The sequence below is a fragment of the Roseofilum sp. KMC-1 genome, from assembly GCF_057802075.1.
The window spans coordinates 1,719,830-1,744,652 of the sequence record NZ_CM173605.1 but is presented as its reverse complement, the minus strand read 5'-3'; the positions used below and the strand labels follow the sequence as shown (position 1 = coordinate 1,744,652).

General features: G+C 44.8%; 23 protein-coding genes, 1 tRNA gene and 1 pseudogene. 13 read left to right on the top strand and 12 right to left on the bottom strand.

Annotated features, from left to right (window positions below):
* Window positions 1-142 precede the first annotated feature (142 nt).
* Window positions 143-475, top strand: coding sequence for a DUF760 domain-containing protein (locus AC3FZD_RS08075; RefSeq protein WP_488739637.1), 333 nt, complete (start codon window positions 143-145; stop codon window positions 473-475).
* Window positions 476-543: 68 nt separating this feature from the next.
* The gene (locus AC3FZD_RS08070) at window positions 544-1,332 is read left to right on the top strand and encodes a DUF4058 family protein (protein WP_488739636.1); all 789 of its coding nucleotides are present in this window, start codon (window positions 544-546) and stop codon (window positions 1,330-1,332) included.
* Here AC3FZD_RS08070 and AC3FZD_RS08065 read toward each other — a convergent pair.
* Entirely contained in the window at window positions 1,322-2,680 is a 1,359-nt protein-coding gene (locus AC3FZD_RS08065; RefSeq protein ID WP_488739635.1) for a M10 family metallopeptidase C-terminal domain-containing protein, read from the bottom strand. The two genes, AC3FZD_RS08070 and AC3FZD_RS08065, sit on opposite strands and share 11 nt — an antisense overlap.
* A 219-nt stretch (window positions 2,681-2,899) precedes the next feature.
* Here AC3FZD_RS08065 and AC3FZD_RS08060 point away from each other — a divergent pair, with 219 nt between their 5' ends.
* On the top strand, window positions 2,900-3,397 hold the full coding sequence (locus tag AC3FZD_RS08060; RefSeq protein WP_488739634.1) for an HNH endonuclease: 498 nt from the start codon (window positions 2,900-2,902) through the stop codon (window positions 3,395-3,397).
* Between the two features lie 111 nt (window positions 3,398-3,508).
* Here the strand turns inward: AC3FZD_RS08060 and AC3FZD_RS08055 are convergent, their stop codons facing one another.
* The 4 genes from AC3FZD_RS08055 to AC3FZD_RS08040 form a co-directional block, all read right to left on the bottom strand.
* A complete protein-coding gene (locus AC3FZD_RS08055; protein WP_488739633.1) occupies window positions 3,509-4,402 on the bottom strand; it encodes an amino acid ABC transporter substrate-binding protein in 894 nt (297 codons plus the stop codon).
* Between the two features lie 169 nt (window positions 4,403-4,571).
* Entirely contained in the window at window positions 4,572-6,548 is a 1,977-nt protein-coding gene (gene htpG, locus AC3FZD_RS08050; RefSeq protein ID WP_488739632.1) for a molecular chaperone HtpG, read from the bottom strand.
* A 195-nt stretch (window positions 6,549-6,743) separates the two neighbouring features.
* Complete coding sequence (speA, locus tag AC3FZD_RS08045) at window positions 6,744-8,696, bottom strand: biosynthetic arginine decarboxylase (protein ID WP_488739631.1); 1,953 nt, start codon at window positions 8,694-8,696, stop codon at window positions 6,744-6,746.
* 58 nt (window positions 8,697-8,754) lie between these two features.
* Complete coding sequence (locus AC3FZD_RS08040) at window positions 8,755-10,944, bottom strand: CHASE2 domain-containing protein (RefSeq protein ID WP_488739630.1); 2,190 nt, start codon at window positions 10,942-10,944, stop codon at window positions 8,755-8,757.
* On the opposite strand from AC3FZD_RS08040, the gene AC3FZD_RS08035 reads away from it, so the two are divergent.
* Window positions 10,931-11,209, top strand: coding sequence for a hypothetical protein (locus AC3FZD_RS08035; protein WP_488739629.1), 279 nt, complete (start codon window positions 10,931-10,933; stop codon window positions 11,207-11,209). The two genes, AC3FZD_RS08040 and AC3FZD_RS08035, sit on opposite strands and share 14 nt — an antisense overlap.
* Here AC3FZD_RS08035 and AC3FZD_RS08030 read toward each other — a convergent pair.
* Together AC3FZD_RS08030 and petL are read right to left on the bottom strand one after the other, a co-directional pair.
* Complete coding sequence (locus AC3FZD_RS08030; RefSeq protein WP_488739628.1) at window positions 11,196-12,017, bottom strand: alpha/beta hydrolase; 822 nt, start codon at window positions 12,015-12,017, stop codon at window positions 11,196-11,198. The two genes, AC3FZD_RS08035 and AC3FZD_RS08030, sit on opposite strands and share 14 nt — an antisense overlap.
* A 154-nt stretch (window positions 12,018-12,171) precedes the next feature.
* On the bottom strand, window positions 12,172-12,273 hold the full coding sequence (gene petL / locus AC3FZD_RS08025) for a cytochrome b6-f complex subunit PetL (RefSeq protein ID WP_488739627.1): 102 nt from the start codon (window positions 12,271-12,273) through the stop codon (window positions 12,172-12,174).
* Window positions 12,274-12,376: 103 nt separating this feature from the next.
* Between petL and aroB the strand changes: the two genes are divergently transcribed.
* The 5 genes from aroB to AC3FZD_RS08000 are packed head-to-tail and all read left to right on the top strand — an operon-like array spanning window position 12,377 to window position 15,778.
* Entirely contained in the window at window positions 12,377-13,495 is a 1,119-nt protein-coding gene (aroB, locus tag AC3FZD_RS08020) for a 3-dehydroquinate synthase (RefSeq protein ID WP_488739626.1), read from the top strand.
* Between the two features lie 17 nt (window positions 13,496-13,512).
* On the top strand, window positions 13,513-13,719 hold the full coding sequence (locus AC3FZD_RS08015; protein ID WP_488739625.1) for a type II toxin-antitoxin system Phd/YefM family antitoxin: 207 nt from the start codon (window positions 13,513-13,515) through the stop codon (window positions 13,717-13,719).
* Window positions 13,720-13,731: 12 nt separating this feature from the next.
* Complete coding sequence (locus tag AC3FZD_RS08010; RefSeq protein ID WP_488740297.1) at window positions 13,732-13,911, top strand: DUF1688 family protein; 180 nt, start codon at window positions 13,732-13,734, stop codon at window positions 13,909-13,911.
* A 30-nt stretch (window positions 13,912-13,941) separates the two neighbouring features.
* Entirely contained in the window at window positions 13,942-14,433 is a 492-nt protein-coding gene (locus AC3FZD_RS08005; protein ID WP_488739624.1) for a DUF29 domain-containing protein, read from the top strand.
* A gap of 16 nt (window positions 14,434-14,449) precedes the next feature.
* Window positions 14,450-15,778, top strand: coding sequence for a URC4/urg3 family protein (locus AC3FZD_RS08000; protein WP_488739623.1), 1,329 nt, complete (start codon window positions 14,450-14,452; stop codon window positions 15,776-15,778).
* A 32-nt stretch (window positions 15,779-15,810) separates the two neighbouring features.
* Here AC3FZD_RS08000 and AC3FZD_RS07995 read toward each other — a convergent pair whose 3' ends face one another.
* The gene (locus AC3FZD_RS07995) at window positions 15,811-16,344 is read right to left on the bottom strand and encodes a Uma2 family endonuclease (RefSeq protein WP_488739622.1); all 534 of its coding nucleotides are present in this window, start codon (window positions 16,342-16,344) and stop codon (window positions 15,811-15,813) included.
* Between the two features lie 79 nt (window positions 16,345-16,423).
* On the opposite strand from AC3FZD_RS07995, the gene upp reads away from it, so the two are divergent.
* Entirely contained in the window at window positions 16,424-17,056 is a 633-nt protein-coding gene (gene upp, locus AC3FZD_RS07990; RefSeq protein ID WP_488739621.1) for a uracil phosphoribosyltransferase, read from the top strand.
* Between the two features lie 233 nt (window positions 17,057-17,289).
* Window positions 17,290-20,418, top strand: coding sequence for an ATP-binding protein (locus tag AC3FZD_RS07985; RefSeq protein WP_488739620.1), 3,129 nt, complete (start codon window positions 17,290-17,292; stop codon window positions 20,416-20,418).
* Between the two features lie 34 nt (window positions 20,419-20,452).
* On the opposite strand, the gene AC3FZD_RS07980 is transcribed toward AC3FZD_RS07985, so the two are convergent.
* A complete protein-coding gene (locus AC3FZD_RS07980) occupies window positions 20,453-21,280 on the bottom strand; it encodes a WD40 repeat domain-containing protein (RefSeq protein WP_488739619.1) in 828 nt (275 codons plus the stop codon).
* A gap of 268 nt (window positions 21,281-21,548) precedes the next feature.
* Window positions 21,549-22,688: a DNA-processing protein DprA gene (gene dprA, locus AC3FZD_RS07975; protein ID WP_488739618.1), complete on the bottom strand. Its 1,140-nt coding sequence runs from the start codon at window positions 22,686-22,688 to the stop codon at window positions 21,549-21,551.
* 90 nt (window positions 22,689-22,778) lie between these two features.
* Here dprA and AC3FZD_RS07970 point away from each other — a divergent pair.
* A tRNA-Thr gene (locus tag AC3FZD_RS07970) sits at window positions 22,779-22,850 on the top strand.
* Window positions 22,851-22,879: 29 nt separating this feature from the next.
* On the opposite strand, the gene AC3FZD_RS07965 is transcribed toward AC3FZD_RS07970, so the two are convergent.
* Window positions 22,880-23,140 (bottom strand): hypothetical protein, encoded by a 261-nt coding sequence (locus AC3FZD_RS07965; protein ID WP_488739617.1) that lies wholly within the window; start codon window positions 23,138-23,140, stop codon window positions 22,880-22,882.
* 138 nt (window positions 23,141-23,278) lie between these two features.
* A pseudogene (locus AC3FZD_RS07960) lies at window positions 23,279-23,392 on the bottom strand (prohibitin family protein); the annotation flags it as partial.
* Between the two features lie 116 nt (window positions 23,393-23,508).
* Here AC3FZD_RS07960 and xseA point away from each other — a divergent pair.
* Window positions 23,509-24,744, top strand: a complete 1,236-nt coding sequence (xseA, locus tag AC3FZD_RS07955) for an exodeoxyribonuclease VII large subunit (protein ID WP_488740296.1) — start codon at window positions 23,509-23,511, stop codon at window positions 24,742-24,744.
* The last annotated feature ends 79 nt before the right edge of the window (window positions 24,745-24,823 follow it).

Here is a 24,823-nt window from a genome sequence, read left to right as displayed (position 1 = left end):
GGCTAAACTCTTTCAGTATCCGGGTTCAGCTTTCGCAAAATCCCTTCCTCCTAAGTTCGGTTCACCTCCAATGATTTTCCAGAACTGTCGTTTACAGTAAAAACAAGTCAACAGAAAGAGTCCTCTGATTAAATCTAAAACCATGAATCATAACCTACCCTCCCAACATTCTCATCTCTTCGAGCAACTCGCGAACGAGAATAATGCCCTAGGTCAATATCTGCATTCTCTAGATGCTGAAGCCATCGATCATCTCTCGCAACCCTCGAAAGATGCCCTGAGCGTCATGGAACATAACATTGTTGGACTGCTCGGACACTTGCCTCCCGATCATTTCGGGGTTACCATCACCACCAGTCGGGAACAGTTGGGACGTTTGTTAGCTTCGGCCATGATGACGGGCTATTTTCTCCATAAAGCCGAAACTCGTATGGGTTTAGAAGAGCATCTGACTAACTTGAGTGATGAAGAGTAAGAAGATACTCTCTAGAGACTAAGGAAAAAGAATCGTTCTCTCAGAACGCATGGTTAGGAGTCAATGGTATGCCTTCCCCCTTCCCAGGGATGAACCCTTATCTAGAACATCCAGAACTTTGGCCAGGAGTGCATCACTGGCTCATTATTGAATTGGCTCGGTTTCTTTCTCCCCAACTGCGTCCTAAATATAGAGTGGCGGTTGAGGTACAAATGTACGAAACCATAGGAGAAGAAGCTCTACTCGTTGGTGTGCCCGACTTCACGATTAACAGTTCGCACAACACTGCTCCACTCTCAAGCACAAGTGTTGCTGTTGCCCCATCTCCACCTCAACCGCAAGTTGTCAATGTTCCTGTACCGGAACTCCGGAAGCAAGGTTATTTAGAAGTGCGAGAGATCGCTACAAAGGAAGTGGTAACGGCAATTGAAATCCTCTCTCCAGCAAATAAGCGGTCTCGGAAAGGGCGCAACCAATATGAGGGTAAGCGCAATAAAATTTTAAGTAGTTCTACGCATTTAGTAGAGATTGATTTATTGCGTAAGGGAGAACCGATGCTGGTTTATCATAGCCAGAGTTCCACGGATTATCGCATTTTGGTCAGTCGAGGCGATCGCCGCCCTCAAGCGGATTTGTATGGCTTTAAGTTACGCGATCGAATTCCTTCTTTTCCCTTACCTCTAAAGTCTGGAGATCCGGAACCTGTAGTAGATTTACAAGTATTGTTAAATAATATATACGATACAGGAAGTTACGATCTAGTGATAGATTATGCACAAGACCCCGTGCCACCCTTGTCGAAGGGCGATCGCCCTTGGCTGGATAGTTGGTTAAGGGAGCGAAATCTTAGAGCATAATCTGATAGCCAATATCTTGCAAGAGCGCTAAATCGAGAAGAGTGGGCATTTGTCGCACCCCGGAAGGCATCATCGGATCGAGTAAGGATTCTCCAGCTATACCATTGGGTAAAAAGTGGTCTTGAATATGGGATAGATCGGCAGCTAGAGGAACCCCTAAGCCTTCGGTAATCACTAGGGCATTGGGGCCGATGAAGCTTTGACCCGATATCCATTGGTTAAAGGCTTGGGAACTGCCAATACCGAGAATATGGCCCAGTTCGTGGGTAGCAACGGTCATTAGATCGACTTGTCCTGGAGGAATATCATTATGGGTTTGGGGAGTGGGATCGATAAACCAATTAATGGTTGAATTAAAGCTGATGTGACCTGTCCAAGGTTCAAAGTTGCTGCTATTAAACCGCGCATCCAGTTCGCTACCGGGAGTCCAATTGCCACTTGGCCCGGCTTGGGCGATAGTATCAGAAGATAGGGGCGCTGTACCAACAAACACGAGGATATCATCAATAGGGCGATCTAGGGTCAAGGAAAGCGTGCCTCCGGTGCTGGGATTTTTGATGTAAATGGGGGTTCCCGGCGCAAGATCGGTAAATTCATCGAGAATATGGCGCTCCCAGAAGGAGGCGGCAGTTTCTAGGATTTGGCGACGGTTGGGATCGTTGAAAAAGCCACTGCGATCGAATCGGTAGTCAAATTCGATGTTAAAGGAGCTGGGGGTTTGGGGATCGGCTAGGAGTAAGGGAGAATCGGATTGGACGGTTTGGGTGAGGGTGGAGGGGAGAGGATCGCTAATGAAGTCTTCGGCGGTGAGTTGGTTGGGATGAATACCGGGTAAAATGGCAAGGGTTTGGCCGGTGAGCAGGTCTTGAAGGACGGTTGTAGAGGTTAAGTTATGGGTTCCGAAAGCGATGCTGAGGCGATCGTAGGTTAATCCTCCTGTGAGGTGAATCCGATCTTGAGTGTCTTCAAAGTCGAGTATCCAGTCCCCTTGGCTAGGATGTTCGGGTGAGGGCTGGCTGAAGATAAAGGTGTCTTCACCTGCACCCCCGATGAGTAGGTCTGAACCGAGGTCTCCGGAGAGGCGATCGCCTCCTTTATCTCCATAGAGCGTGTCATTTCCTTGACCTCCATAGATGAAATCCGAGTCTTGGCCACCATAGAGCAGATCTTGACCCATATGACCTTGGAGAGTATCTGAGCCTTGATTTCCGGCGATCGCATCATCTCCAGCATCGGCAAGGAGGCGATCGGGGTTCGGGGTTCCCACGAGCAGATCGGCGTTGGGGGTTCCGGTAATATCCGATCCGGGAGTCAATGCAGACTCTAAGATAGGGTTATGAATTAACATAGAGTTCAGAATTCTTATTTAATCTTTAGTATAGATTTCATAAAGTCTTCCTGTGAATCCGCAAAATCTCATAAACAGCATCCGTATTAAAAACGTTCATCAAATGCTGTGCTTTCCGGGTAAGGGGGATTGAGCGATCGCCTGAACCTACTGATTTTATGCTGAAGAGAAAACAATGTGCTAGGCTATGTGAAAGTCTTTTTGCAATCCATCATATCCATGAGCAAGGTTCTGGTGTTAAATGCCTCTTACGAACCGCTCAATATCGCTACCTGGCGAAGGGCGGTTATTTTGTTGCTCAAGGGAAAAGCCGAACAAGTGGAACATAATGGTAAGTTGTTGTGTCCTGGTTTTCCCTTACCAACCGTAATTCGACTGCGGCACTATATCCAAGTTCCCTATAAGGAAATTCCATTAACAAGAAGAAATGTATTATACAGAGACTCCCATTGTTGTCAATACTGCGGTCATAAGGGAGAGGGTTTAACCCTCGATCATGTCATTCCGCGATCGCGTGGGGGAGGAGACACTTGGGAAAACCTAGTTACAGCCTGTGTTCGCTGTAATGTCAGAAAAGGAAACCGGACTCCTGAAGAAGCCTTCATGACTTTATCCCATTCACCGCGAAAGCCATACAGCAGTCTCTATTTCGAGCTGCAAAAGCATGTAACGAGCGGTACACATCAAGAATGGAAAAAATATGTGATTGGTATCTAAACCCCTGACTTCATCTTCAGGGGTTTTTTCAACCCTGGGTTATCTTCTGAGTAGGGGCGAAAAATTTTTTGCCCCTACAGATGCAGCGCAAGACAAAACTAGGACAGGTTTCTATGGGGCAATAGGAACTTGACTATGGGTATCAATAATATCTCGGAAAAACTCCACCACTAAATCTTGATTAATAGGAGTCACTCCTTCTGCACCAAACCAGCGATTAATCACAGCCACATCATCCGGCCGCTCCATCAGGTAACCTTGCATGAATTTAGCCAGGCTATAGTTAACCAGATCGCGGAATTTAGAATTATCTTCTGGCATCATGCAAGCAATACCTTCACGGGTATAAGGAACTTCTGGTACAACGCTGAACTCATCGGGATTACCGGCAGTTTTTCGCAACCCTTCCAAGAGAATACCATCCCAAGCAAAAGCATCGATTTTCCCCTCTTGCAGAGCCGCTAATCCTTCCGCACTCCCACGCATTGGAACCAGATCTGCATCGGGTTGAATCAGTTGAATCACCTGCTCATTGGTGGTTCCCAGGAGTACACCAACTTTTTTACCTTTCAGAGATTCGGGAGATCCTAATATATTCCCCTCTTTGACCAATAAACGAGTCCCTGTAACCGCATAACTAATCGAAAAGTCTACAAAAACATCCCGATCCCAAGTAAAACTGGTGGCTCCACAGACTAAATCAACGGTGCGATTTGTAATGGAAGGAATCCGGGTATCGGGAGTCACTTCGACTAATTCTAAAGTAATTTCTTTCCCCAGTTGCGTTTCCATTTCCTGGCGAATTCGGTCAAGCATATCAATGGAATAGCCCACCAACTGTTCTTGCTCATTAATATAGGCAAAAGGAGCTGTATGGGTTCGAGTTCCTGCCGTGAGTACCCCTGTACGCATCACCTTTTCCATCACCGTTTCTGCCCAACTGGGTAGGGATAGACTACCTGAAAACAGCAGAGTTAGGGCGGCGATCGCTAAATTCCGTTTCATTCTTTGTCCTCACCGGATTAACCAATCTGCTGAATCATACTCAAGTCTAATCCCCCTTGTCAATTGTCATTAGAGATTGATCGTAGGGATTAAATAGAAAGATGCTTATCGCTCTAGATTCATAAATTAGGGGTAGATTCATCATCTACCCCTAACCCACAAGTGATAATTACGCTTTCGCCGTTAAGCGGGTTAAAACCTGCGTCGAACGATCGACAAAAGACTTCATCCCACCCGCATCAAAACCTTTTTGCGCCATCAAAGCCAAATCATAAACTTGATTGCAAATCAGACTCGCTAACTCCGCAGAAGGAGAAGTTCCTTCACTAGCAATAATACTGCCTTGACTCAAGCGCAATAAATCTTGAATCAGTGGATGAGCGGTATTGACTAACAGAATATGCTCTTCCGGAAACTTCGCCGTTTCTTGTTGGAACATGGCGTTCATTTCCTGCAAGCGGCGCATAAATTCGGGTAATAACACCATTGCAGGCGGATTTTGCTCATTATTATTACCTTTCAGAGATTCAGTCCGAATCTGAAGTTTGGGTTTATTGAGCGCTTTCTCAAACAGTGCTTTGATTTGTTCGCTGGCAGTGGTATTGGTTTTTGGATCGACAATTTCCTTGTCGTTTTCCTTATCCAACAATTGCTCGTCAATTTCGGCATCCACGCGGGAAAATTTCACATCAGAATACTGGCGCTCTAGGAAGCTGATAAAGTGAGGATCGATGAAAGAATCCATGTACAGGACTTCTAATCCTTGATTTTGGTGCAATTGGATATAGGTTCCTTGATTCACTTCATCAGTACAGTAGAAGACGCGATTTTCGTGGCGCTCCTTGTTGCGATCCAGGTATTCTTTTAATGTGGTATAGGTATAGCCTTGAGCGTCTTTGTTGCTGGGTTGAACCTCTTGCCAAGCGTCCCCTTCTTCCGCTTGTACTTGTACTTCTGGGGTACTTTCGGCCCTTTGTCCATCCCAAGTAGTACGGTAGATGACGATATCTTCGACTTGGGCTTTGAATTTGTCGTCGTTGAGGCAGCCAAATTTAACGAATGTGCCTAAGTCTTTCCAGCTCTTGATGTAGTCTTCGCGGGAGTCGCGGTATTGTTCTTTGAGGCGATCGCCAACCTTCTTGGCCACAAAGTCTGCTATCCTACGAACGGTGCGATCCATTTGCAGAGCAGATCTCGACACATTCAGGGGAATATCGGGACTATCAATCACTCCCCGCATGGGAAGCAGGAATTTAGGGATAATCTCCTCGCAATGTTCAGAGACAAACACCTGATTGCAGAACAGCTTGATTTGTCCTTTGGTGACATCCACATCTGGTTTAAGTTTGGGGAAATACAAAATCCCATTGAGCAAGAAAGGATAATCGGTTTTCAGATGAATCCAGAGCAGAGGTTCCTCTTGGAAGGGATAGAGATAGCGATAAAACTCTAGATAGTCTTCATCCTTGAGATCTTGGGGAGATTTGCGCCATAGAGCATCCCGTTTATTAATCTGCTCTCCGTCGAGCTTAATGGAAACGGGCATAAAATCACAGTAAGTTTTCACCAACTGCTTAATCCGAGTCGGTTCTAAGTATTCTTCCTCTTCATCCATCAGAGTCAGAATAATCGTTGTGCCACGGGTGGTACGCTCCGAGTCTTCGAGGGTAAAGGCTGGGGAACCATCACAAGTCCAGTGAACCGCTTGCGCCCCTTCCCGATAGGATAGGGTATCGATTTCGACTTGTTTGGCGACCATGAAGGAGGAGTAAAACCCTAGGCCAAAGTGGCCGATAATGCCTTCTTCTGTCGTTCCTTTGTACTTTTCTAAGAATTCTTCGGCGCTGGAAAAGGCAACTTGGTTAATATATTTTTTGACTTCATCGGCAGTCATACCGATGCCGTTATCGCTAATCGAGAGAGTTTTCTTGTCTTTATCGAGGCTAATGACGATTTCGGGTTCTCCAACTTCACCGGAAAATTCATCGGTATGGGAGACCATTTTTAACTTGGCGATCGCATCTACGGCGTTAGAAACCAATTCCCGAAAGAAAATCTCATGATCGGAATAGAGGGATTTTTTGATAATCGGGAAAATATTCTCAGTATGAATACTGATTGTGCCTTGTTCGAGTACAGTAGTCATCGTTGATAATAAGGGATAACGAGAAGTTACATAAATCGGGTGTTACTGTACAATTGTGGAAGATTGAAGCCAGTTTGCCTAGACGACTGCACCGTACCCTACATTCGGATCTCCCTACTTTGACCATGAGTAATCAGTCTTGAGTCATCCCGGCAAGGATGTCAACATAGCACTCATGGTCAACCTCCCGTATAATTAGATCTCCATAGATAGATAGGTATAGCGGTTGAGGCTTTCCTTATAGCTATTGAGCAACCGTTGGGACTCAGAGATAGAAATGATCCCTTCTTCTAGGGCTGATTCAGTTTGCTGGCGGATACTTTCAACTAAATCTTCGCGATCGTATTCTACATAACTCAATACATCTCCCATAGTGTCCCCTTTCACGACTTGCTTCACCTGATACCCTTTAGGCGTTAGGGCAATGTGGACGGCATTAGTATCGCCAAACAAATTATGGAAATTGCCCATAATTTCCTGATAAGCTCCGCCTAAAAATAATCCTAAATAATAGGGTTCTCCCCGTTTGAGAGGATGCAAATCGAGCAGAGATTTCACATCCCGCAGATCGATAAACTTGGTAATTTTGCCATCACTATCGCAGGTGAGATCGGCTAAAGTTCCTTGGCAGGTGGGCTGTTCATCTAAGCGATGTAGGGGCATAATAGGGAACAATTGATCGATCGCCCAACTATCAGGGGCTGATTGGAACACCGATAAATTCACATAGTAAATCGAAGCCATACTGATCTGGAGGTCTTCGAGATCGTCGGGTACATATTCTTGGTGACGAATAATGTCTAAGATCTTCTGGCAACAAGTCCAATAGAGCTGTTCTGCTTTGGCTCGTTGGCTTAAACTCAAATAGCCAAAGTTAAATAAACTAATGGCTTCTTCCTTAAACTGAATTGCATCATGGTAGCATTCCTGATAATTTTCTAACCGAATCAATTGGTAGGTTTCCCATAAATTGCGGATAATCAAATGATCGCTACTTTGGGTTGCAACCGCATCTTTCGCCATCACTTCACTGGTTCCCAATACATCAAAAATGAGGACAGACTGATGGGAGGCGATCGCCCTTCCGCTTTCGCTAACTAGCACGGGTGCTTTCACTTTGGCTTGTTCGCAAGCTTCTTTGACCTCGGCTACGATATCATTGGCATAATTCTGCATGTTGTAATTTTTCGAGGCGTAGAAATTGGTTTTCGAGCCATCATAATCAACCCCTAAACCACCCCCCACATCCAAATAGCCCATATCTGCACCACTTTTAGCCAACTGTACATAAATTTGGCTTGCTTCCCGGATGGCATCTTTAATTACACCGATCGAAGAAATTTGGGAGCCAACATGAAAATGCAACAGTTGCAGAGAGGATAACAGATTAACCGATTCTAGGCGTTCAATGACATGGACAATTTCTGGAATAGTTAAGCCAAATTTGGCTCCATCTCCTGTGGATGTACCCCAACGGCCTTCTCCTTTGGTACTGAGTTTAGCACGAACACCAACCACGGGAGTTACCCCTAATTCTTGATGGGCTTTGATCACTAGCTCCACTTCTTCGAGCTGCTCTAAAACGATGATGGTTTTTTTACCGAGTCTGCGGGCTAAAATGGCGGTTTCGATGTATTCTTTATCCTTATAGCCATTGCAAATTAACAGGGAATTGGGGGTTTTTAGCAGGGCTAAGGCGATCAACAGTTCAGGTTTTGAACCCGCTTCTAGACCAAACTGGAAGGGTTGGCCAAAGTGAACTAAGTCTTCTACCAGTTGCCGATGCTGGTTGCATTTGACCGGGAAAACGCCTTGATAAATGCCGGGATAATTGTATCGGGTGATGGCTTGGGAAAAACAAGCATTGAGCCGTTCTAGGCGATCGGCCAAGATATCGGAAAAGCGGATCACGAAGGGTAAGTTAATGTTGCGTTGTTTGAGACCTTCTACCAGCTCATAGAGGTCTAGGGAACCGCCGTGATCGCCTTTTGGAGAGACGACAACATGGCCGGCCGCATTAATGGAAAAATAGGGGTCTCCCCAGCCATTAATCCGATAGAGAGCCTCAGAATCCTCAATTGTCCACGGGGGGGATAGGGTTTCCCCCAGTTCTGGAGTTTCTGTGGTGGCGATCGCCTGTTCTGCCATTCGATGTTACCTCACTAACCTATTCTGATTCTAAGGTAATAGGTCATGTCTAAAGGGATTAATAATTAATTTTTTTCAAGGCATCGATCGCCTCAGCAGCCGAGGGATAGCGATCGCGGAAATGATAAGCAACCATGGTATCTAAAACATCCATCAGTTCCACGCTCACCGTATCTTCAACCAAATGATGCCAAACTGCGCTCCCTGTACCCCAATCCTGGCGTAACTTCTGGGGACTAATCCCCGTTAAAGCATGGATGGCAATCATGCCCACAGAGTAAATATCACTACAGAGTCTCGGTTGCCCCATCAATTGTTCTGGAGCTGCATAACCTTTTGTACCGATCGCCACTGTAAACCGTTCCGTCTCTTCCTCTAAATGGGGCGCAAACTGCTTAACTGCGCCAAAATCAATTAAGCACAGGCGGCGATCGCTCTGACGACGGATAATATTACTCGGTTTAATATCCCGATGGATCACCTGATAGTGATGGACAAAAGTCAACACTTGTAAAATATCCAAAATTAACTCTATCACTCGATCCGCATCTAAGCGCCGATCTTCCCCCAATTCCTCACTTAAAGAACTGCCTTCAATATACTCTTCCACCAAATAAAACTCTTGATGTTCCTCAAAATAGGCAAATAATTGAGGAATTTGATCGTGTTGCCCTAAAATATCTAAAATTTCTGCTTCTGTCTTAAACAACCGTTGGGCAACCTGAAAGAAATTACCATCTGTCTGCACGGGGCGCAAATGTTTAATCACACAAATGGGATGTCGGGGGCGCTGAATATCTTGAGCCAAATAAGTTTGGCCAAATCCCCCCGCACCTAAGACTTTAGTAATATGATATCTTCCCCCTAAAAGACTCATCGGTTGAGTCCATTCCTCTGTATTTTCAGGAGCAATTTGGGTACAGTCCTCCTCATCGTCGCCCTCTGTGTCTGTCGAGCTTTTCGTATTTTCAGAGCCTAATTGAGTGAAAGCTTGTTCTTTTGTCTGCTCCTCTAAAAAGGTTTGCAATAACTTCAAATCTTGTTCTTGCTGTTTCACCCGTTGAGCCATCTGTGCTTGGATTTTTTGAGTTTCATAAGAGCGATATCCTAATACCCCGCTACTGCCGATCAACAATCCCAAAGTGGGAGAAAAGAGGGGAACCCAAACTGAGAGTTGAAAGAAACCCCAACTACTTCCCGCTAAACCCAAAAGGGCGATCGCTAAGGTTCCCGATAAGGCCAAAGGATGGGTAATCTTCCAACTCATGGCAGCACCGACTGTCGCCCATCCGAGAATCCAGAGGATTTCCACCCGATCTGACCAGGTACTCATCAAGGGTTGGCCATCCAAAGCAGCATAGAGGAGTTGGCTAATCATTTGGGCATGAATTTCTACCCCTGCCATTTGATGATTGGTTTCTTGACCTCCGCTATAGGGCGTATAAAAGAAGTCATTTAAACTGGGAGCGGTCACCCCAATCAGAATAATGCGATCGCGTATCCAACTGGGATCGACCCGATCTTCTAAAACATCCATTAACGTCACTTTGCGAGCGACGCGATCGGGAGAATGATATTTCAATAAAATTTGATAGCCCTCAGCATCCACCCCCTGATAACCCCCCGTATTCGGTTCTAGACGAGTTAAGGGTACTGAACCTAACATTAGAGTCCCTTGGGAGATTTTAGCTTCAATATTTTCATGCTGAAGATAATGGCGTGCCAATTGCAGCGAAAATGCTTGTTTCACCTGACATTTAGAAGAGGGGAAGGGTTTACCCCACAATAAACTGCGCCGAATCACCCCATCCTCATCTATGACAACATCAGCAAATCCTAGATACGAATCGGGGACTCCCGGAGGAGGAGGAACCCCCGTATCATCCTCACCTTTACTGAGTTGACAAACGGTTACAGTACGATTATTTTCGCCGAGTAAATAGGCGATAAATTCCTCACGGCCGGGATTTTGGGGAATATCCCGATAAATATCTAAACCCACGATCCTCGGCTCATGAGCCTCTAATTTCTGTAGCAGTTGATAAATGGTTTCATCGGATAGGGGATACTTCTGTTGGGCCTGAATATCCTCTTCTGTGATGCCAACAATTAAGAGTCGATCGTCCGTTTTGGCGATCGCCCTCCATTGGGTAAATTGGTCATAAATCGACAATTCCGCCGATTGTGTCCAGCCCGCTTTTCTCAACCCCACCACGAGACCAGTAGTTGTTAAAGTGACAATTACCACCGCATTTTTTACAGTCACCCAATCGAGCCATGAACCCTGGGGATCTTTCCACCATTGGCAGAGCTTGGGCCAAATTTGCTCGCACACCAATGAACGACATCGCTGCCACAAAGGAAGACTGGTTTTCATTCCCGGTTCAATTTTGCCCATACTCGCCCATCAGATTACTGTAGCTGGCATTGAAACGTTAATTTTAGCACCAATTTTAGCACCAATTTTAGCACCCGCTTATCCAGGAACGGGCTATGGGATTATCTTGGAATAGCCTGTCCCAAACTCAACTCTTGTAAATTTTGGTTATAGAGATCGACTCTTCCCATCCAATCATTATGCCCTAAGCCCTCAATGGGAACAAACTTTTTCGGTTCGTTGGCGACTTGGTAGAGTTTCTGACCATGGATGAAGGGAATCATTTCATCTAAAGTAGCATGGAAAATCAGTACGGGAGCCTTAATTTCTTTTATCTTGCCAATATTATTAAATTTATCGAAGGGAAATACAGGTATCCAAGTGACCACCCGCAAGGCAGAAATAAAGGTATTTTCAGTCACTAAAGCGGCGATCGAAATTTCCCTTGCTAAATCGATAGATGGGCCGCCACCCACGGAACGACCATAGAGGATAATTTGATTCGGGGGAATTTTCAGGGTTTGGGTGAGATAAGTATAAGCAGCGCGAATATCTTGGTAACTGCCTCGTTCTGTGGGTTTTCCTTGACTGGTTCCATAGCCTCGATAGTCGTAGGCAAAGACACTAAATCCCAGTTGATTTAAATGTTCAAGAACTGGTTGAATTATGCCTAAGTCTTCGGCATTACCATGGCTATAGAGCAGGGTATAGCGGGCTTTGGGGTTGGGCAGATATTGACCTGTAATGTTGATTCCTGGTGCAGAGGTCAGGGTAACCGTCTGGGGAAGAGTTTGGTAGGTAGCAAGAGGAGGTAAGAAGATTTTGCTATCTGCAATGAATAGAACATAGAGACTAACGATCGCATAAATGGCGATCGTAGAGCGCAGCAGACGAACCAAGGAAAATTTGCCAATTAGTAGTTCTTTTAAGCGTTTATTTTTCATCGTCCCTTGAGAATTTATCTCTATCTTCTCTGCTATTTAGTATGAAGAAGCCGGGCTTTTTCAAGAAACCCGGCTGCTCATTCTCTAGTTTAGGTTATACCACAAATACTGCTCCGATCTCTCCGTGTCTGTGCCAGGGCAGAGGGTGGTAATTTTAGATCAATTTAATGGCTCGTAGTCCAAACCAGAGGGTAAGGGCTACACCGATCATGCCTCCGAGGAAAGCGAAGTAGGTAATGGCTGCACTGATGCTCATGTTTTTTGTCCTTTTGTTAACTTAGGGATTTAGTCTTGAGATTAATCGCAACATTCCGTAAACTAGAATACAACTGATTGACGAAGAGTTGAAGCAGAAAGCGATGATGGATGGATTGGTTTCAGGGTCTACGGTGCGGGTGGAGTTGGGGGATAAGTCCTATGAGATTGCGATCGCCCCAGGGAGTCTTGATGAGCTTGGCTTTCGTATGGCTCAGTTGAATTTGGGGAATAAGGTGCTGGTGGTTTCTAATCCGGCGATCGCCGATTATTATGCAGAACGGGCGATCGCCTCCTTAACCAACGCCGGTTTTACGGTCTTTTCCCATCTCATCCCCGCCGGAGAGCAACACAAAACCCTAGACTCCATTCAAACCATCTATGATTGTGCCCTGGAACATCGTCTAGAGCGCTCCTCTACCCTGGTTGCTCTGGGAGGCGGTGTCATTGGCGATATGACCGGGTTTGCTGCTGCCACATGGCTCAGAGGCGTTAATTTTGTCCAAGTCCCTACCTCCTTACTGGCAATGGTGGATGCGTCTATTGGGGGCAAAACGGGGGTGAATCATCCCCTGGGCAAAAACCTGATTGGGGCATTCCATCAACCGCGCCTCGTTTTGGTTGACCGTCAGGTGCTAAAGACCCTGCCAGAGCGCGAATTTCGGGCAGGAATGGCGGAGGTGATTAAGTATGGAGTGATTTGGGATTTGGAGCTGTTTGGGCAGCTTGAAAAGCAAACCAGGCTGGATCGCTTTGATGCGGTTCCCCCCCAGTTATTGAACTTGATTTTAACTCGCTCCTGTGAAGCGAAGGCTAAGGTGGTGAGTCAGGATGAGAGGGAAGCAGGGTTACGGGCGATTTTGAATTATGGGCATACCATTGGTCATGCGATCGAGAGTTTAACCGGTTATGAGCAGGTGATTCATGGGGAAGCAGTGGCGATCGGCATGGTGGCAGCGAGTCAAATAGCCTTGAAGATGGGAGGATGGGATCAAGATTGGGATGAGCGTCAGTTAGCCCTAATTGAAAAAGCTGGACTCCCTACGCGCATTCCTTCCGAAGTCACGATTGACAGCATTTTAGAGAGTTTGCAAACGGATAAAAAGGTAAAATCCGGTCAGGTGCGATTTATTTTGCCGGTAGAAGAACCGCCAGCGAGAATTACCGATCAAGTTTCCGAGGAGATTTTACGGGAAGTCTTAGCCAGTTTAGGCGCATCTTGAGGTGATGTATGGAGAACATGGATATTAATCAAGCCTTACCTAAAATTGCCGAGCTGCTAGAAATGGCGTTTGCAGGACAAGAAATTGTGATCACGAACCACAAGGATCAACAGATTAAAATCGCGCCTCTGTCTGCATCTCGTCCTCCTCGGTTTGGCTGCGATCGAGAGCGGGTTATCCTATCTGATGATTTTGATGTGCCCCTAGATGATTTTCAGGATTAAGGAGGAAGATGGATACAGGACGTTATCAGACAATTAAGAACACCACAAACGATTCGCGATCGCGCCCTAATCCTATTCAACTTAGCCCAATCTCACCAATTATCCGGCTTTCGCTGCCACCTATCCAAACTACCCGATGTTGCCGATTATGTCATTATGGATGGCACAGTTCGATCGCCAAACCTGTGCTAGAGTAGCGAAAAATGCAACAACACAAGGGCTATGGAAACCGCAGTCGATCGCTCTGTTTTACCCGATCTTTACGATCGCGACTATTATCTGTGGCTAGAAACTACATCACAATTATTACGCGATCGCCAGCTCGATCGTCTCGATCTAGAGCATCTTGCAGAAGAACTTGAAGACATAGGAAAAAGTGAGAAACGGGCGATCGAGAGTAACCTGGAAATTCTACTGATGCACTTACTCAAGTATCAATATCAACCGGAAAAACAGACCCATAGCTGGCGCTATACTATTTACGAACACCGCGATCGCATTCACAAAGCCTTTCGAGATAGCCCCAGCTTGAAAAGCTATTTTAACCAAATTTTCGAGGGCTGTTATGCAAAAGCACGCCAACGAGCTGCCCTAGAAACCGGGATGAAGGTTGATGACTTTCCAGCACTGTGTCCCTTTTCCATCACCGAAACCCTAGATCTCGATTATTGGCCGGAAAATCAAGCCGAAGAAAACCCCAATTTTGAGTTCTAGGAGGAAGATAGATTAGATGCAGGACATTATCAGAGAATTAAGAACACCACAAACGATTCGCGATCGCGCCTTAATCCTATTCAACTTAGCGCAATCTCACCAGCTATCCGGCTTTCATTGCCACCTATCCAAACTACCCGATGTTGCTGATTATGTCATTCAAGTCATCCGCACCGAATATCCCGATCTCAACATCCCCTTTCATTCCCGGTGGCGACATTTTGAAATAGGGGGAATCTCCCGTTTACAGCAACTGCAACACTCTCTATCTGAATATTCCCCCATCGAACAAGCCAAATCAAAACTCGACTTAGCCATAATCAGCGTCCTCCTAGATGCCGGAGCAGGGGAAAAATGGCATTACCAAGAACCGCAAACCAACCAGATTTATAGCCGTTCTGAAGGATTAGCCGTTGCCAGTTTTCACGGCTTTTGCCAAGGTCTATTTTCCAGCAATCCAGAGCATCCCTATCAAGTCGATAGTCTCGCTCTGCAAAACCTCACCCAACCCGCCCTAGAAACCGCCTTTCAAGTCACCTCTAAAAATCCCTTAGTTGGCATCTCTGGACGACTGCAACTGCTGCAAAAATTGGGTCAAGTTCTCTCGAATTCTCCCCAATTTTTTCCTAGCTCTCCCCCCCGTCCCAGCGATTTAATCCACCATTGGTTAGGACAAACTGAAGTTGATCCCCCTAAATCCCCCTTAGAAAGGGGGACTTTCACAACTGCCCCCCTTTCTAAGGGGGGTTGGGGGGATCAAAATGTAGCCAATAAAAGTGCTAATTTCTCTCATCAACTATCCGCCGTCACCATCCTCCAGACTATACTAGAAAGCCTAGGAGAAATTTGGCCCGGACGCTTAACCCTAGATGGAGTAAATCTAGGCGATGTTTGGCAACATTTTGCCCTACCCAATACTAGCATAGGTTCCCAATTTATTCCCTTTCATAAACTCTCCCAATGGTTAACCTACTCGCTCCTGGAACCCTTGCAAGACTTAGGCTTAACCCTTACTGACTTAAATCAACTCACCGGGTTACCTGAATATCGCAATGGTGGACTTTTCTTAGACTTAGGCGTATTAGAACTCAAAAATCCTGCCCAGTTTCAACTCTACCATAAAGTCGATTCAGAACTAATTATTGAATGGCGTGCCCTAACCCTAATTTTACTCGATCAACTCGCCGAAATTATCCGGGAAAAACTCAACTTAACTGCCGATGAATTCCCCTTAGTCAAACTCTTACAAGGGGGAACTTGGACAGCCGGACGCAAAATTGCCGCCCAACTACGCCCTGGTGGAGTTCCTCCCCTATTGATCGACAGTGATGGTACAGTCTTTTAGTTTTTCTCTGTGTTCCTTGGTGTCTGGGGTGGTTATCGAGATAACCAACTAAAAACTTGATTTACGGTTAACTGCAACTCGATACCCTCTAAAACTGGAAGCACATCCTCACCGCGACAGAGAATCATGCGCTCCTCTGGCAAAAATACCATAATCACTTTTTCCGTTGAGTCTACTAACCATCCCAGTTGGGTTCCAGCTTGCAAACAGAGCTGAATTTTGCTAATTAAAGCTGTGGTACTTTGATCGGGAGAAAGAATTTCAATCATCCAGTCAGGAGCGCCAGAAATGGCTGTATTCTCGACAGGGATGCGATCGCCGCGAATAATGGTAATATCGGGAACAACTGACTGCTGCGTTAGAGTGCAACGTAACTCTGGGAACGCTTCATAGGAACTTCCTGCGCGATCGATTTCTCCAGTCAATCGTTTCTGTATAATACTATGGTCAACGGTTGGCATCGGTTTTAACTGCGCCTGTCCCTGGAAAAATTCCCACGCGGGAGATGCTTCTAAATTAGAGCGCTGTAGAAATTCTGCTAAAGTCAGAGATTGAACGGTAACCATAGATCGGGTATAGCTCAATAGCCACAGCTTATAACTATCAACCATCTACTGTCAACTCATTACTCATTACTCATTTCTAATGTCCAACATTACCGTTATCAACCATCCCCTCATTGCCCATAAATTAACCCTCATGCGTCGCGAGGAAACCAGTACGGCTAAATTTCGCTCGTTGCTCAAAGAAATTAGCCTCTTACTTGCCTATGAAGTGACGAGAGATTTACCCTTAAAATTAGAAGAAATTAAGACACCTTTAGGGGTGATGCAAGCGCCGGTTTTAGCTCCAGAGAAAAAGATGGTTGTGATTTCGATTATGCGAGCTGGGCAAGGAATTTTAGATGGGATGTTAGAACTGATTCCTTCAGCGCGGGTGGGGCATATTGGGTTATATCGAGATCCCAGAACCTTGATTCCCATTGAATATTATCTCAAGGTTCCCCATGATGTGGAAGAACGGGATATGTTTATTGTCGATCCCATGTTAGCAACCGGTAACACGGCAGTGGCTGCCATTAGTCGGTTGAAGGAGCTTAACCCGAAATCAATTAAGTTTGTCTGCCTGTTAGCCGCTCCTGAAGGGTTGGAGCATGTGCAAGATGAACATCCGGATATCCCGATTTATACGGCGGCTATTGATGAAGGGTTAGATGAGCATGGATATATTTTACCGGGTTTAGGGGATGCGGGCGATCGCCTCTTCGGAACCAAGTAAATCTTGATTATTCCTGCTCCACTCTCCTGTTTTTTGCACTTGAGCATACATTTTTTATTTTTCCCATGAGCAGAGTTTTTCAACTTTTGCTCTATTTTTGTATTCTGCATCACAGTATCATTCAATTAGTTAGAAAGCCAGAAAAATGAATTACAATTTTTATTGTATTTTCCATTAACCTGAAATCATCTATTAAACTAAGAAAGAAATTATCCCAATTCTCTTTCCGGCTTATGCTAAAAACTTCCTTACCCGTTACTCCCACTACTAAATTCCCCTTGCGGTGGGTTCTGGTCATTCCATTTGCGATTCAACTCTTTGCTGTAGTGGGATTTACCAGTTGGTTAGCCCTACGCAATGGAGAGCAAACGGTTCATAATTTAGCCGGTCAGCTTCGCAATGAAGTGGTAGCCCGCATTGAGCAAAAATTGGTACATTTGATTGAAGCTCCCATCAAAGTGAGTGAAAACAATGTGGATTCCATTCACCTCAATCTACTGAGTCTTGAGGATGTCCCTACCCTGGAGCGCTATTTGTGGAACCAACTGCATCAGTTTGAAGAGTTGGCTTTCATTGGTGTGGAAACAGCTAAGGGTACTCTAGTCGGAGCCGAACGAGAGGTTGATGGAGAGATTACACTAACGGTAGCAACCGCTGAAACTGGGTTTCTAGCACAGCAGTGGCAAACCAATGACAAAGGAGAGAAAACAGAAAAGTTGCGATCGCTACCTAACTTTCATTTGCATCTTCCCTATCAGCTCCCCCCTAAAAAAACGACAGAATCTCCAACCTGGAATGATATCCACATTCTGCAAACCAGTCAACGCCCCGTTTTTTCCACCTATCATCCCATTTATGACTCCCAAAATCAGCTCCTAGGCACGATCAGCGTCGATTTAGCTCTAGATCAAATTAATGATTTTCTCAGTCAGATCAAAATCGGTCAAACGGGACAAACATTTATCCTCGATCGTGCCGGAACATTAATTGCCTCATCGATCAATCAATCCTTCTCTAGGGTAAATACTGATTTAACCTCTCCCACAGTAGACAAAGCCATATACAGCGACTCTCCATTAATTCAAGAAACCACTGAATATTTAATGCAGCATTTTGGATCGCTTGCTGCCATTGACCGTAGCTATCAACTAGATTTTTCCTTAGATTCTCAAAAGCAATTTGTACAAGTCACACCCCTCAATAATCAGTTTGGCATTGATTTACTGATTGTCGTTGTACTTCCAGAATCCGATTTTATGAGCCAGATCTATGCCAATACCCAACAAACTATTTTGCTCTCTCTACTCGCATTGGGTATCACCACAGGTTTAGGAGTGTTAACCGCTCAGTGGATCGCCCAACCCATCCTCCGTCTATCCAGAGCATCCGAGGCGATCGCCAATGGAGATTTCGATCGCAAAGTTCAATTCAAAAACATCAAGGAATTAGACCTCGTTGCTTCTTCCTTTAATCAAATGGCAGATCAACTGAAAACATTTGTCACATCCTTACAGAAAGAAAACGATAAACTAGAGAAAAAAGTCCAGCAAAGAACAGAACAACTCGAACAGCAAAAAACTTTTTTGCGCTTAATCATTGACACCGACCCCAATATCATTTATGTCAAAGACTGGGAAGGGCATCTGATTTTAGCCAATCAGTCCTTGGCTAACTTATTTAACGCTCCGATAGCAGAAATTATTGGTAAAAATCAAGCTGAATTTATTCATAACCCCGAAGATCTAGAGCAATATCGACGACATGCACGGGAGGTTATGATTCAACAAATCCCTAAAGTTTTTGAAGAAAGATTCACAAAACCGACAGGAGAACAAATTTATTTTCAGAGTATTAAACTACCTTTAGGTAGTGGGAAACAGGGTCTACCTTTAATGCTGGTAGTGAGCATAGATATTACCAATCATAAATTAATTGAAGAACATTTAAAAAGTGCCAAAGAAGCCGCCGATGCAGCCAATCAAGCTAAAAGTGATTTTCTCGCCAGTATAAGCCATGAATTGCGGACTCCGTTAAATGGTATTTTAGGCTATGCTCAGATTTTACAACGGGCCAATGATTTAAATCAATATCGTAAAGGAGTTGATGTCATTCAACAAGCTGGCTCCCATCTTCTGAATTTAATTAATGATATTCTTGATTTAGCTAAAATTGAAGCGCGTAAGCTAGAGTTACTCCCCAATAACTTAAATTTACACTCCTTTCTATTAAGTGTATCAGAAATCATTAGAATTAGAGCAGAAAACAAGTCTATTGATTTTTACTATATGCCGAACAAAACCCTACCTAAAGGAATTGTTGTAGATGAAAAACGCCTTCGTCAAGTCTTAATTAATCTATTGGGAAATGCGGTTAAGTTCACTGAAAGAGGATCGGTAACATTTTCTGTTAGTAGTATGACTTCATCTAACCCAAATGAAGTTAACCTCAGATTTGAAATTAAAGATACAGGAGTAGGCATGACAGCAGAAGAGTGTCAGAGAATTTTTGTACCCTTTGAACAAGTTGGCTCTAAATCTAAGCGTTCTGAAGGTACAGGACTTGGCTTATCTATTTGTCATCAACTGCTACAGATGATGGAAAGCGAAATTCATGTAGAGACAGTTTTAGGACAAGGAAGTACCTTTTGGTTTGAATTAAAAGTACCTATTTCTAGGGGATATTCATCAGAGGATAAAGATGGAAAATCTGGACAAATTATCGGTTATAAAGGGCAACCATTAAAAATCTTAATTGTTGACGATCATCAGGTTAATCGATCAGTGTTGAGCCAAATGTTAAAGTCTTTTGGATTTGAACCTATTGAAGCAGAAAATGGAGAAGCTGCTTTGATTTTACTGGAAGAATTAAAACCCAATTTAATCATTACTGACTTAATGATGCCTGAATTAAATGGATATCAAATGGCCGAAACCATTCGTCGTTTACCAGGGTATAAATATTTTCCCATTATTGGTTCTTCAGCTAGTGTCTCTCCAGAAGAACAAAATCAAGCTTTAATCGCAGGTTGTAATGACTTTATCCCTAAACCTATTGACATCCAACAATTGTTAAGCTGCTTACAGAAGCATTTAAAAATAGAGTGGATTTATGAACAGATTTCTGAGGTTGATTCGGAAGCGGTTTTAGAAGAGCATGATATATCAGTTCTTTATCCTTGTGCTGAAGAATTAAAAAATCTGCACAGAGCGGCTAAAATTGGCGATATTGAAGAGGTTGAACATCAAGCTGAGTTATTAAAATCTTTAAATCAAGGTTACACCTATTTTGCCGATCGCATTCTGAAATTGAGTCAAGATTTTGACGATCGAGGGATATTGAATATGATCGAACAGTTAATGTAAATAGATTTATGGATCTTAAGCGCTTAATATCCAATTAAGATCGATTAGTGGTAAACTTTAGTGAATTGGGCAAACGCCAAAGCACAATAGAATTAGAGTCAATATTTGCCCAAAAATTACCTTTGGATGTAGAAGCGATCGCCCCGCAAAACTGCCCGGCAAAATTCCCTCTATCTTCAATACCTAACCCCTGGAATAAACGGTGACAACTGCTATCATGTTCGGGGTCTAAACTCAATGAATTTTGATCGAGATTAGATCCTAAAAACTCCCCCGTTAGAGGATTCCAAAAATGGACAACTTCGCGATCCGGATAACGAGTCACTAAAAGACGGCCATCTTCACTATAAGCGACTTCCACTTTCGAGGCGATGGGGGTACTAAATTCTCTGTGTTTTTTACCCGTATTTAAATTCCAAATTTCCACTTTACCTTCTTCATTGCCACTGGCAAAGGTTTGTCCATGGGGACTTACCGCTAAGGAATGAATTTCACGATCCGTATAGATGGTCATTTTGAGCCTTACCATAGCTAAATTCCAAATTTTGATCGTTTTATCGGTACTGCCACTGACAACCGTTTGCCCATTGGGACTAAATACCACAGCCGTAATTTTGGCAGTATGACTATGGAGACTCCGAACCACCTTTTGCGCTCTTAAATCCCATAAATTGACAATCGCTTCTTCGCTACCACTGACGACAAAATCTCCTGTGGGACTAATGTCTACACTGGTAATGGTTTGGTCTTGATGGAGGAGTCGTTGCCAAATCATCGGCTCTTCTACGAGTGCATAGGATTGAGAGTTATTTCCACCTTCTTCTGGTGTTCTGGAATAGGCCGGTTGTACAGAAGCAAGCAATACTGTTGAGGAGAGAGTGAGCACAGTAGCAAGAATTGAGCGCATGTTCATCATCTAAAATTAAGAGACTGGTTTTAGGGATTTTCTCAACTATAAAAAGCTCTATTCCCAAATGTTCTGGAGCAAATGACAGTATCGGTTTTGGCTTAAGAAGCTGACGAATATTATGGGCCGTCCGTTCCTAACTGATGACCGTCGGGCCTACCTTTCAGCCAGATAGGATGCTCATCGGGATCGTTTTTGCCTTGGGGTTGCAGATAGGACAGTTTTAACGCTGGTATCGCATTCCCGGTAATTGGGACACGAATCCGAGTAGTTCTAATTCCAGTAAGGTAGAAGAGACTTCTGCTGAGGTTAACCCAGTTTGCTGTACGATCGCATCAACAGAAGTAGGCTCCATTTTCACCGCCTCTAATACCTGGTGTTGCAAAGGGGGTAAGGGCGGAGCTGGTGCAGGAGAAGCAGGGAATAGGGAGAGCTGTTGAGTCGGTGCGCTCTCTTTGGGGATAACCGGATCGAGTTGCGGAATCTGAGACAACAGCTCTAATATATACCCTTCATTAATCAGGACTTGTGCCCCTTTACTGATTAAACCCAGGCATCCTTTAGAGTTCTCATCATCAATGCGTCCAGGCAATACATACACATCCCGGCCAAATTCATTGGCTAATCGGGCAGTAATTAAGGCTCCGGATTGGGTGGGCGCTTCGGTAACTAATACAGCTCGACTTAATCCGGCGACGATGCGATTGCGTTGGGGAAAATGGGCGCGGTTGGGTTGCACTCCGGTGGGATATTCGCTGACGACTAATCCTTTCTCTAAAATCTGGTTATAGAGTGCTTTATTGCCCGGAGGATAAATAATATCGACTCCGGTTCCAAAAACAGCAATGGTACGCCCTCCTGCATCTAGACATCCTCGATGAGCTTGGGTATCCACTCCCTGAGCCATGCCAGAAATAATGGTAAATCCCCGTTCTGCTAGTTGTCTGCTGAGGCGATAAGTCCATCTTCTGCCATAGTCAGTTACGTCACGAGTGCCAACTATGGCTATGGCTGGTTTGAGTCCCTGATTTTCTTGAGGTTCGACTACACCGCGATAATATAAGACGGGTGGTGGGTTGGGAATTTCTAAGAGTAACCGTGGATAGAGGTTATCGCCCGGAGTCCAAAATTGGGGATTAGTTTGTAGATGCTGCTCTAAAAGGGCGATGGGATCTATGCGTTGACGCTGCTGTACCCAGGATTGGGCGGTTTGGATGCCGACTCCTTCTACTGCACTGAGGGCGATCGCCTCCGCCTGCCAAGCGGCTGCCAAACTGCCAAAGTGATGCTCCATTCTCTGTAGCAAAACCGGCCCGACTTTCGGCAATTGTGACCAGGCCAACCAAAAAGCACGTTCTGTCATCCAACGTTGAGTTTGAATCTTTTCTCTTGCGTATTCCTTCTAGATTCTAGACTAAAATCTCGGTCTATACTATAATTAAGAATGGTGATTGCCGATGTAGCTCAGTGGTAGAGCAACCGATTCGTAATCGGTAGGTCGTGAGTTCAAATCTCATCATCGGCTTGGGGCAGAATCTCTGAGTATCGCTGAGATTACCCTTGACGGTTGATCTCTTCTAAAAGCCAGTCTTCTAACGGTTCTCCATCTTTACGTTCAATTTGAATCGCGATCGCATACACATCAGCCGATCCTGGAGGCGCTGGAATTTGCACAAACTCTATAGTATAGTCATCAGGATCTTGGTTATGTTCCTTGAGCCAATCATTGACTTTAATTTGGGCAAAAAATGATTGCCCCTCCTGGAACATGCGGGTAATTTGCATTTGCAAGGTATAGGGAGTAAAACGGGGCATGGGCTTGGAGATGGATCTTGAAGTTAACTGGGATTGACTGGGATCAGATATCTCTAAGATTATCACATCGCCACCAGCCCCAGCCATAAAAGAGGAGATGGCAATAGGTACAGGTAGATTTCATAGCCGATCGTAACCTTATTCTGACTGTTGCATAATCAGGGGTAAGTTATCTTTTTCACCCCCAATAATAATCACTTTGCTATTGTCAGACTCAGCCAATTTTTCCGTCTCCTCAATGGACTTAAGCTGTTATAGGGTAGCCCAAGGGGTTGATGATTTCGGGGAAAGAGAAACAAAAGTTCACTATCTGTTATCTTGTGAAAAGAACATCTAGCTTCTCTTAAACTTAGCTTAAAACAACAATGATGAGTTTTCCCTTACCCAATTTATTAGTGCCGGAAAGAGCGCTGTCTGTGAGTGAATTCACTCGATATTTGCAAATGCGCTTAGAAGGCGATGAACACCTTCAGCAAATTTGGATTACGGGTGAAGTCTCCAGCGCTAGTCAATATAGCAGTGGCTTGTTTTTCACCCTACAAGATCCAGAAGCAAAGGCAAGCCTAAATTGTGTGGTCTGGAACTATGCCCTGGCTCGACTGATGACTCAACCGACTGCGGGCGCTAAAATTGTGGCGTTGGGAACCCTGCGGATCTATCCCCCTAGGGGCCAATATCAATTGATGGTTAATCAAGTGCTTCCAGGGGGAGAAGGATTACAAGCCCTGCGCTATCGGCAATTGCGCGATCGCCTAGCAGAAGAAGGCTATTTTGATGCCGATCGCAAACAACCCATTCCTTCCCATCCCCAAATTATCGCCGTGATTACCTCACCTCAAGCCGCCGCCTGGGGAGACATTCAACGCACCCTCAAACGCCGTTATCCCGGCTTGCATGTCCTCTTTTCTCCTGCCCTAGTGCAAGGTGAACAATCCCCCAATTCCATTGTCAAAGCCATTCAACGGGTGGAAACCGATGGTCGAGCCGAAGTGATGATTATCGCTAGAGGTGGAGGCGCGACAGAAGATTTAGCCGCATTTAATGATGAACGAGTCGTCAAGGCGATCGCCAACTGTTCCATTCCCATTATCTCCGGTATCGGTCACCAGCGTGACGAGTCCCTCGCCGACTTAGCCGCCGATCTCCATGTCCATACCCCCACTGCTGCGGCAGATCGCGCTGTCCCTGAACTCTCTACCCTAGAGAGTGAACATGAAGAGCGCACTCTAACCCTGATCGATGTCGCTCAAACCTACTTCAACCAACATCAACATCAACTGAACCTCCTGCAAAACCGTCTGCGTCATCTACAACCCAATCGCCAAATTGCACGAGAACAACAAACCTTAGACTGGAACCGCCGTCAACTGATTCAACTGACTCTACAAGCCTTGCAACAACAAACCCAAAAATGTGACTATTTGCGCCAAAAACTAGCCACCCTCGATCCTCATAATGTCTTAAAACGGGGATATGCTCTCCTCCGCAGCGAAAATGGAGAAATTGTCCGCTCTGTCAGTTCCCTAAAATCAGAACAAGAATTATTGATTGAGTTGGGTGAAGGTAAAGTGAAAGTCAAAATTCTGGAAACGCTCTGCCAATAAGGGTGATGTGGCTTAGGAACATAGGAGAGTGTATTCCCTATCACCTATTGAAAGGCATTAAGCATCCTAAGCTATTCAT

What these genes read in the sequence shown, in the direction of transcription:
- AC3FZD_RS07965 (WP_488739617.1), bottom strand. Translation starts at nt 23,140, where the DNA reads ATGCCCCGTTTTACTCCCTATACCTTGCAAATGCAAATTACCCGCATG.
- petL (WP_488739627.1), bottom strand. Translation starts at nt 12,273, where the DNA reads ATGAGCATCAGTGCAGCCATTACCTACTTCGCTTTCCTCGGAGGCATG.
- AC3FZD_RS08075 (WP_488739637.1), top strand. Translation starts at nt 143, where the DNA reads ATGAATCATAACCTACCCTCCCAACATTCTCATCTCTTCGAGCAACTC.
- AC3FZD_RS08005 (WP_488739624.1), top strand. Translation starts at nt 13,942, where the DNA reads ATGGAAACCGCAGTCGATCGCTCTGTTTTACCCGATCTTTACGATCGC.
- htpG (WP_488739632.1), bottom strand. Translation starts at nt 6,548, where the DNA reads ATGACTACTGTACTCGAACAAGGCACAATCAGTATTCATACTGAGAAT.
- xseA (WP_488740296.1), top strand. Translation starts at nt 23,509, where the DNA reads ATGAGTTTTCCCTTACCCAATTTATTAGTGCCGGAAAGAGCGCTGTCT.
- dprA (WP_488739618.1), bottom strand. Translation starts at nt 22,688, where the DNA reads ATGACAGAACGTGCTTTTTGGTTGGCCTGGTCACAATTGCCGAAAGTC.
- AC3FZD_RS07995 (WP_488739622.1), bottom strand. Translation starts at nt 16,344, where the DNA reads ATGGTTACCGTTCAATCTCTGACTTTAGCAGAATTTCTACAGCGCTCT.
- AC3FZD_RS08030 (WP_488739628.1), bottom strand. Translation starts at nt 12,017, where the DNA reads ATGAAAAATAAACGCTTAAAAGAACTACTAATTGGCAAATTTTCCTTG.
- AC3FZD_RS08065 (WP_488739635.1), bottom strand. Translation starts at nt 2,680, where the DNA reads ATGTTAATTCATAACCCTATCTTAGAGTCTGCATTGACTCCCGGATCG.
- upp (WP_488739621.1), top strand. Translation starts at nt 16,424, where the DNA reads ATGTCCAACATTACCGTTATCAACCATCCCCTCATTGCCCATAAATTA.
- AC3FZD_RS08055 (WP_488739633.1), bottom strand. Translation starts at nt 4,402, where the DNA reads ATGAAACGGAATTTAGCGATCGCCGCCCTAACTCTGCTGTTTTCAGGT.
- AC3FZD_RS08000 (WP_488739623.1), top strand. Translation starts at nt 14,450, where the DNA reads ATGCAGGACATTATCAGAGAATTAAGAACACCACAAACGATTCGCGAT.
- AC3FZD_RS08060 (WP_488739634.1), top strand. Translation starts at nt 2,900, where the DNA reads ATGAGCAAGGTTCTGGTGTTAAATGCCTCTTACGAACCGCTCAATATC.
- AC3FZD_RS07985 (WP_488739620.1), top strand. Translation starts at nt 17,290, where the DNA reads ATGCTAAAAACTTCCTTACCCGTTACTCCCACTACTAAATTCCCCTTG.
- AC3FZD_RS08070 (WP_488739636.1), top strand. Translation starts at nt 544, where the DNA reads ATGCCTTCCCCCTTCCCAGGGATGAACCCTTATCTAGAACATCCAGAA.
- aroB (WP_488739626.1), top strand. Translation starts at nt 12,377, where the DNA reads ATGATGGATGGATTGGTTTCAGGGTCTACGGTGCGGGTGGAGTTGGGG.
- AC3FZD_RS08015 (WP_488739625.1), top strand. Translation starts at nt 13,513, where the DNA reads ATGGATATTAATCAAGCCTTACCTAAAATTGCCGAGCTGCTAGAAATG.
- speA (WP_488739631.1), bottom strand. Translation starts at nt 8,696, where the DNA reads ATGGCAGAACAGGCGATCGCCACCACAGAAACTCCAGAACTGGGGGAA.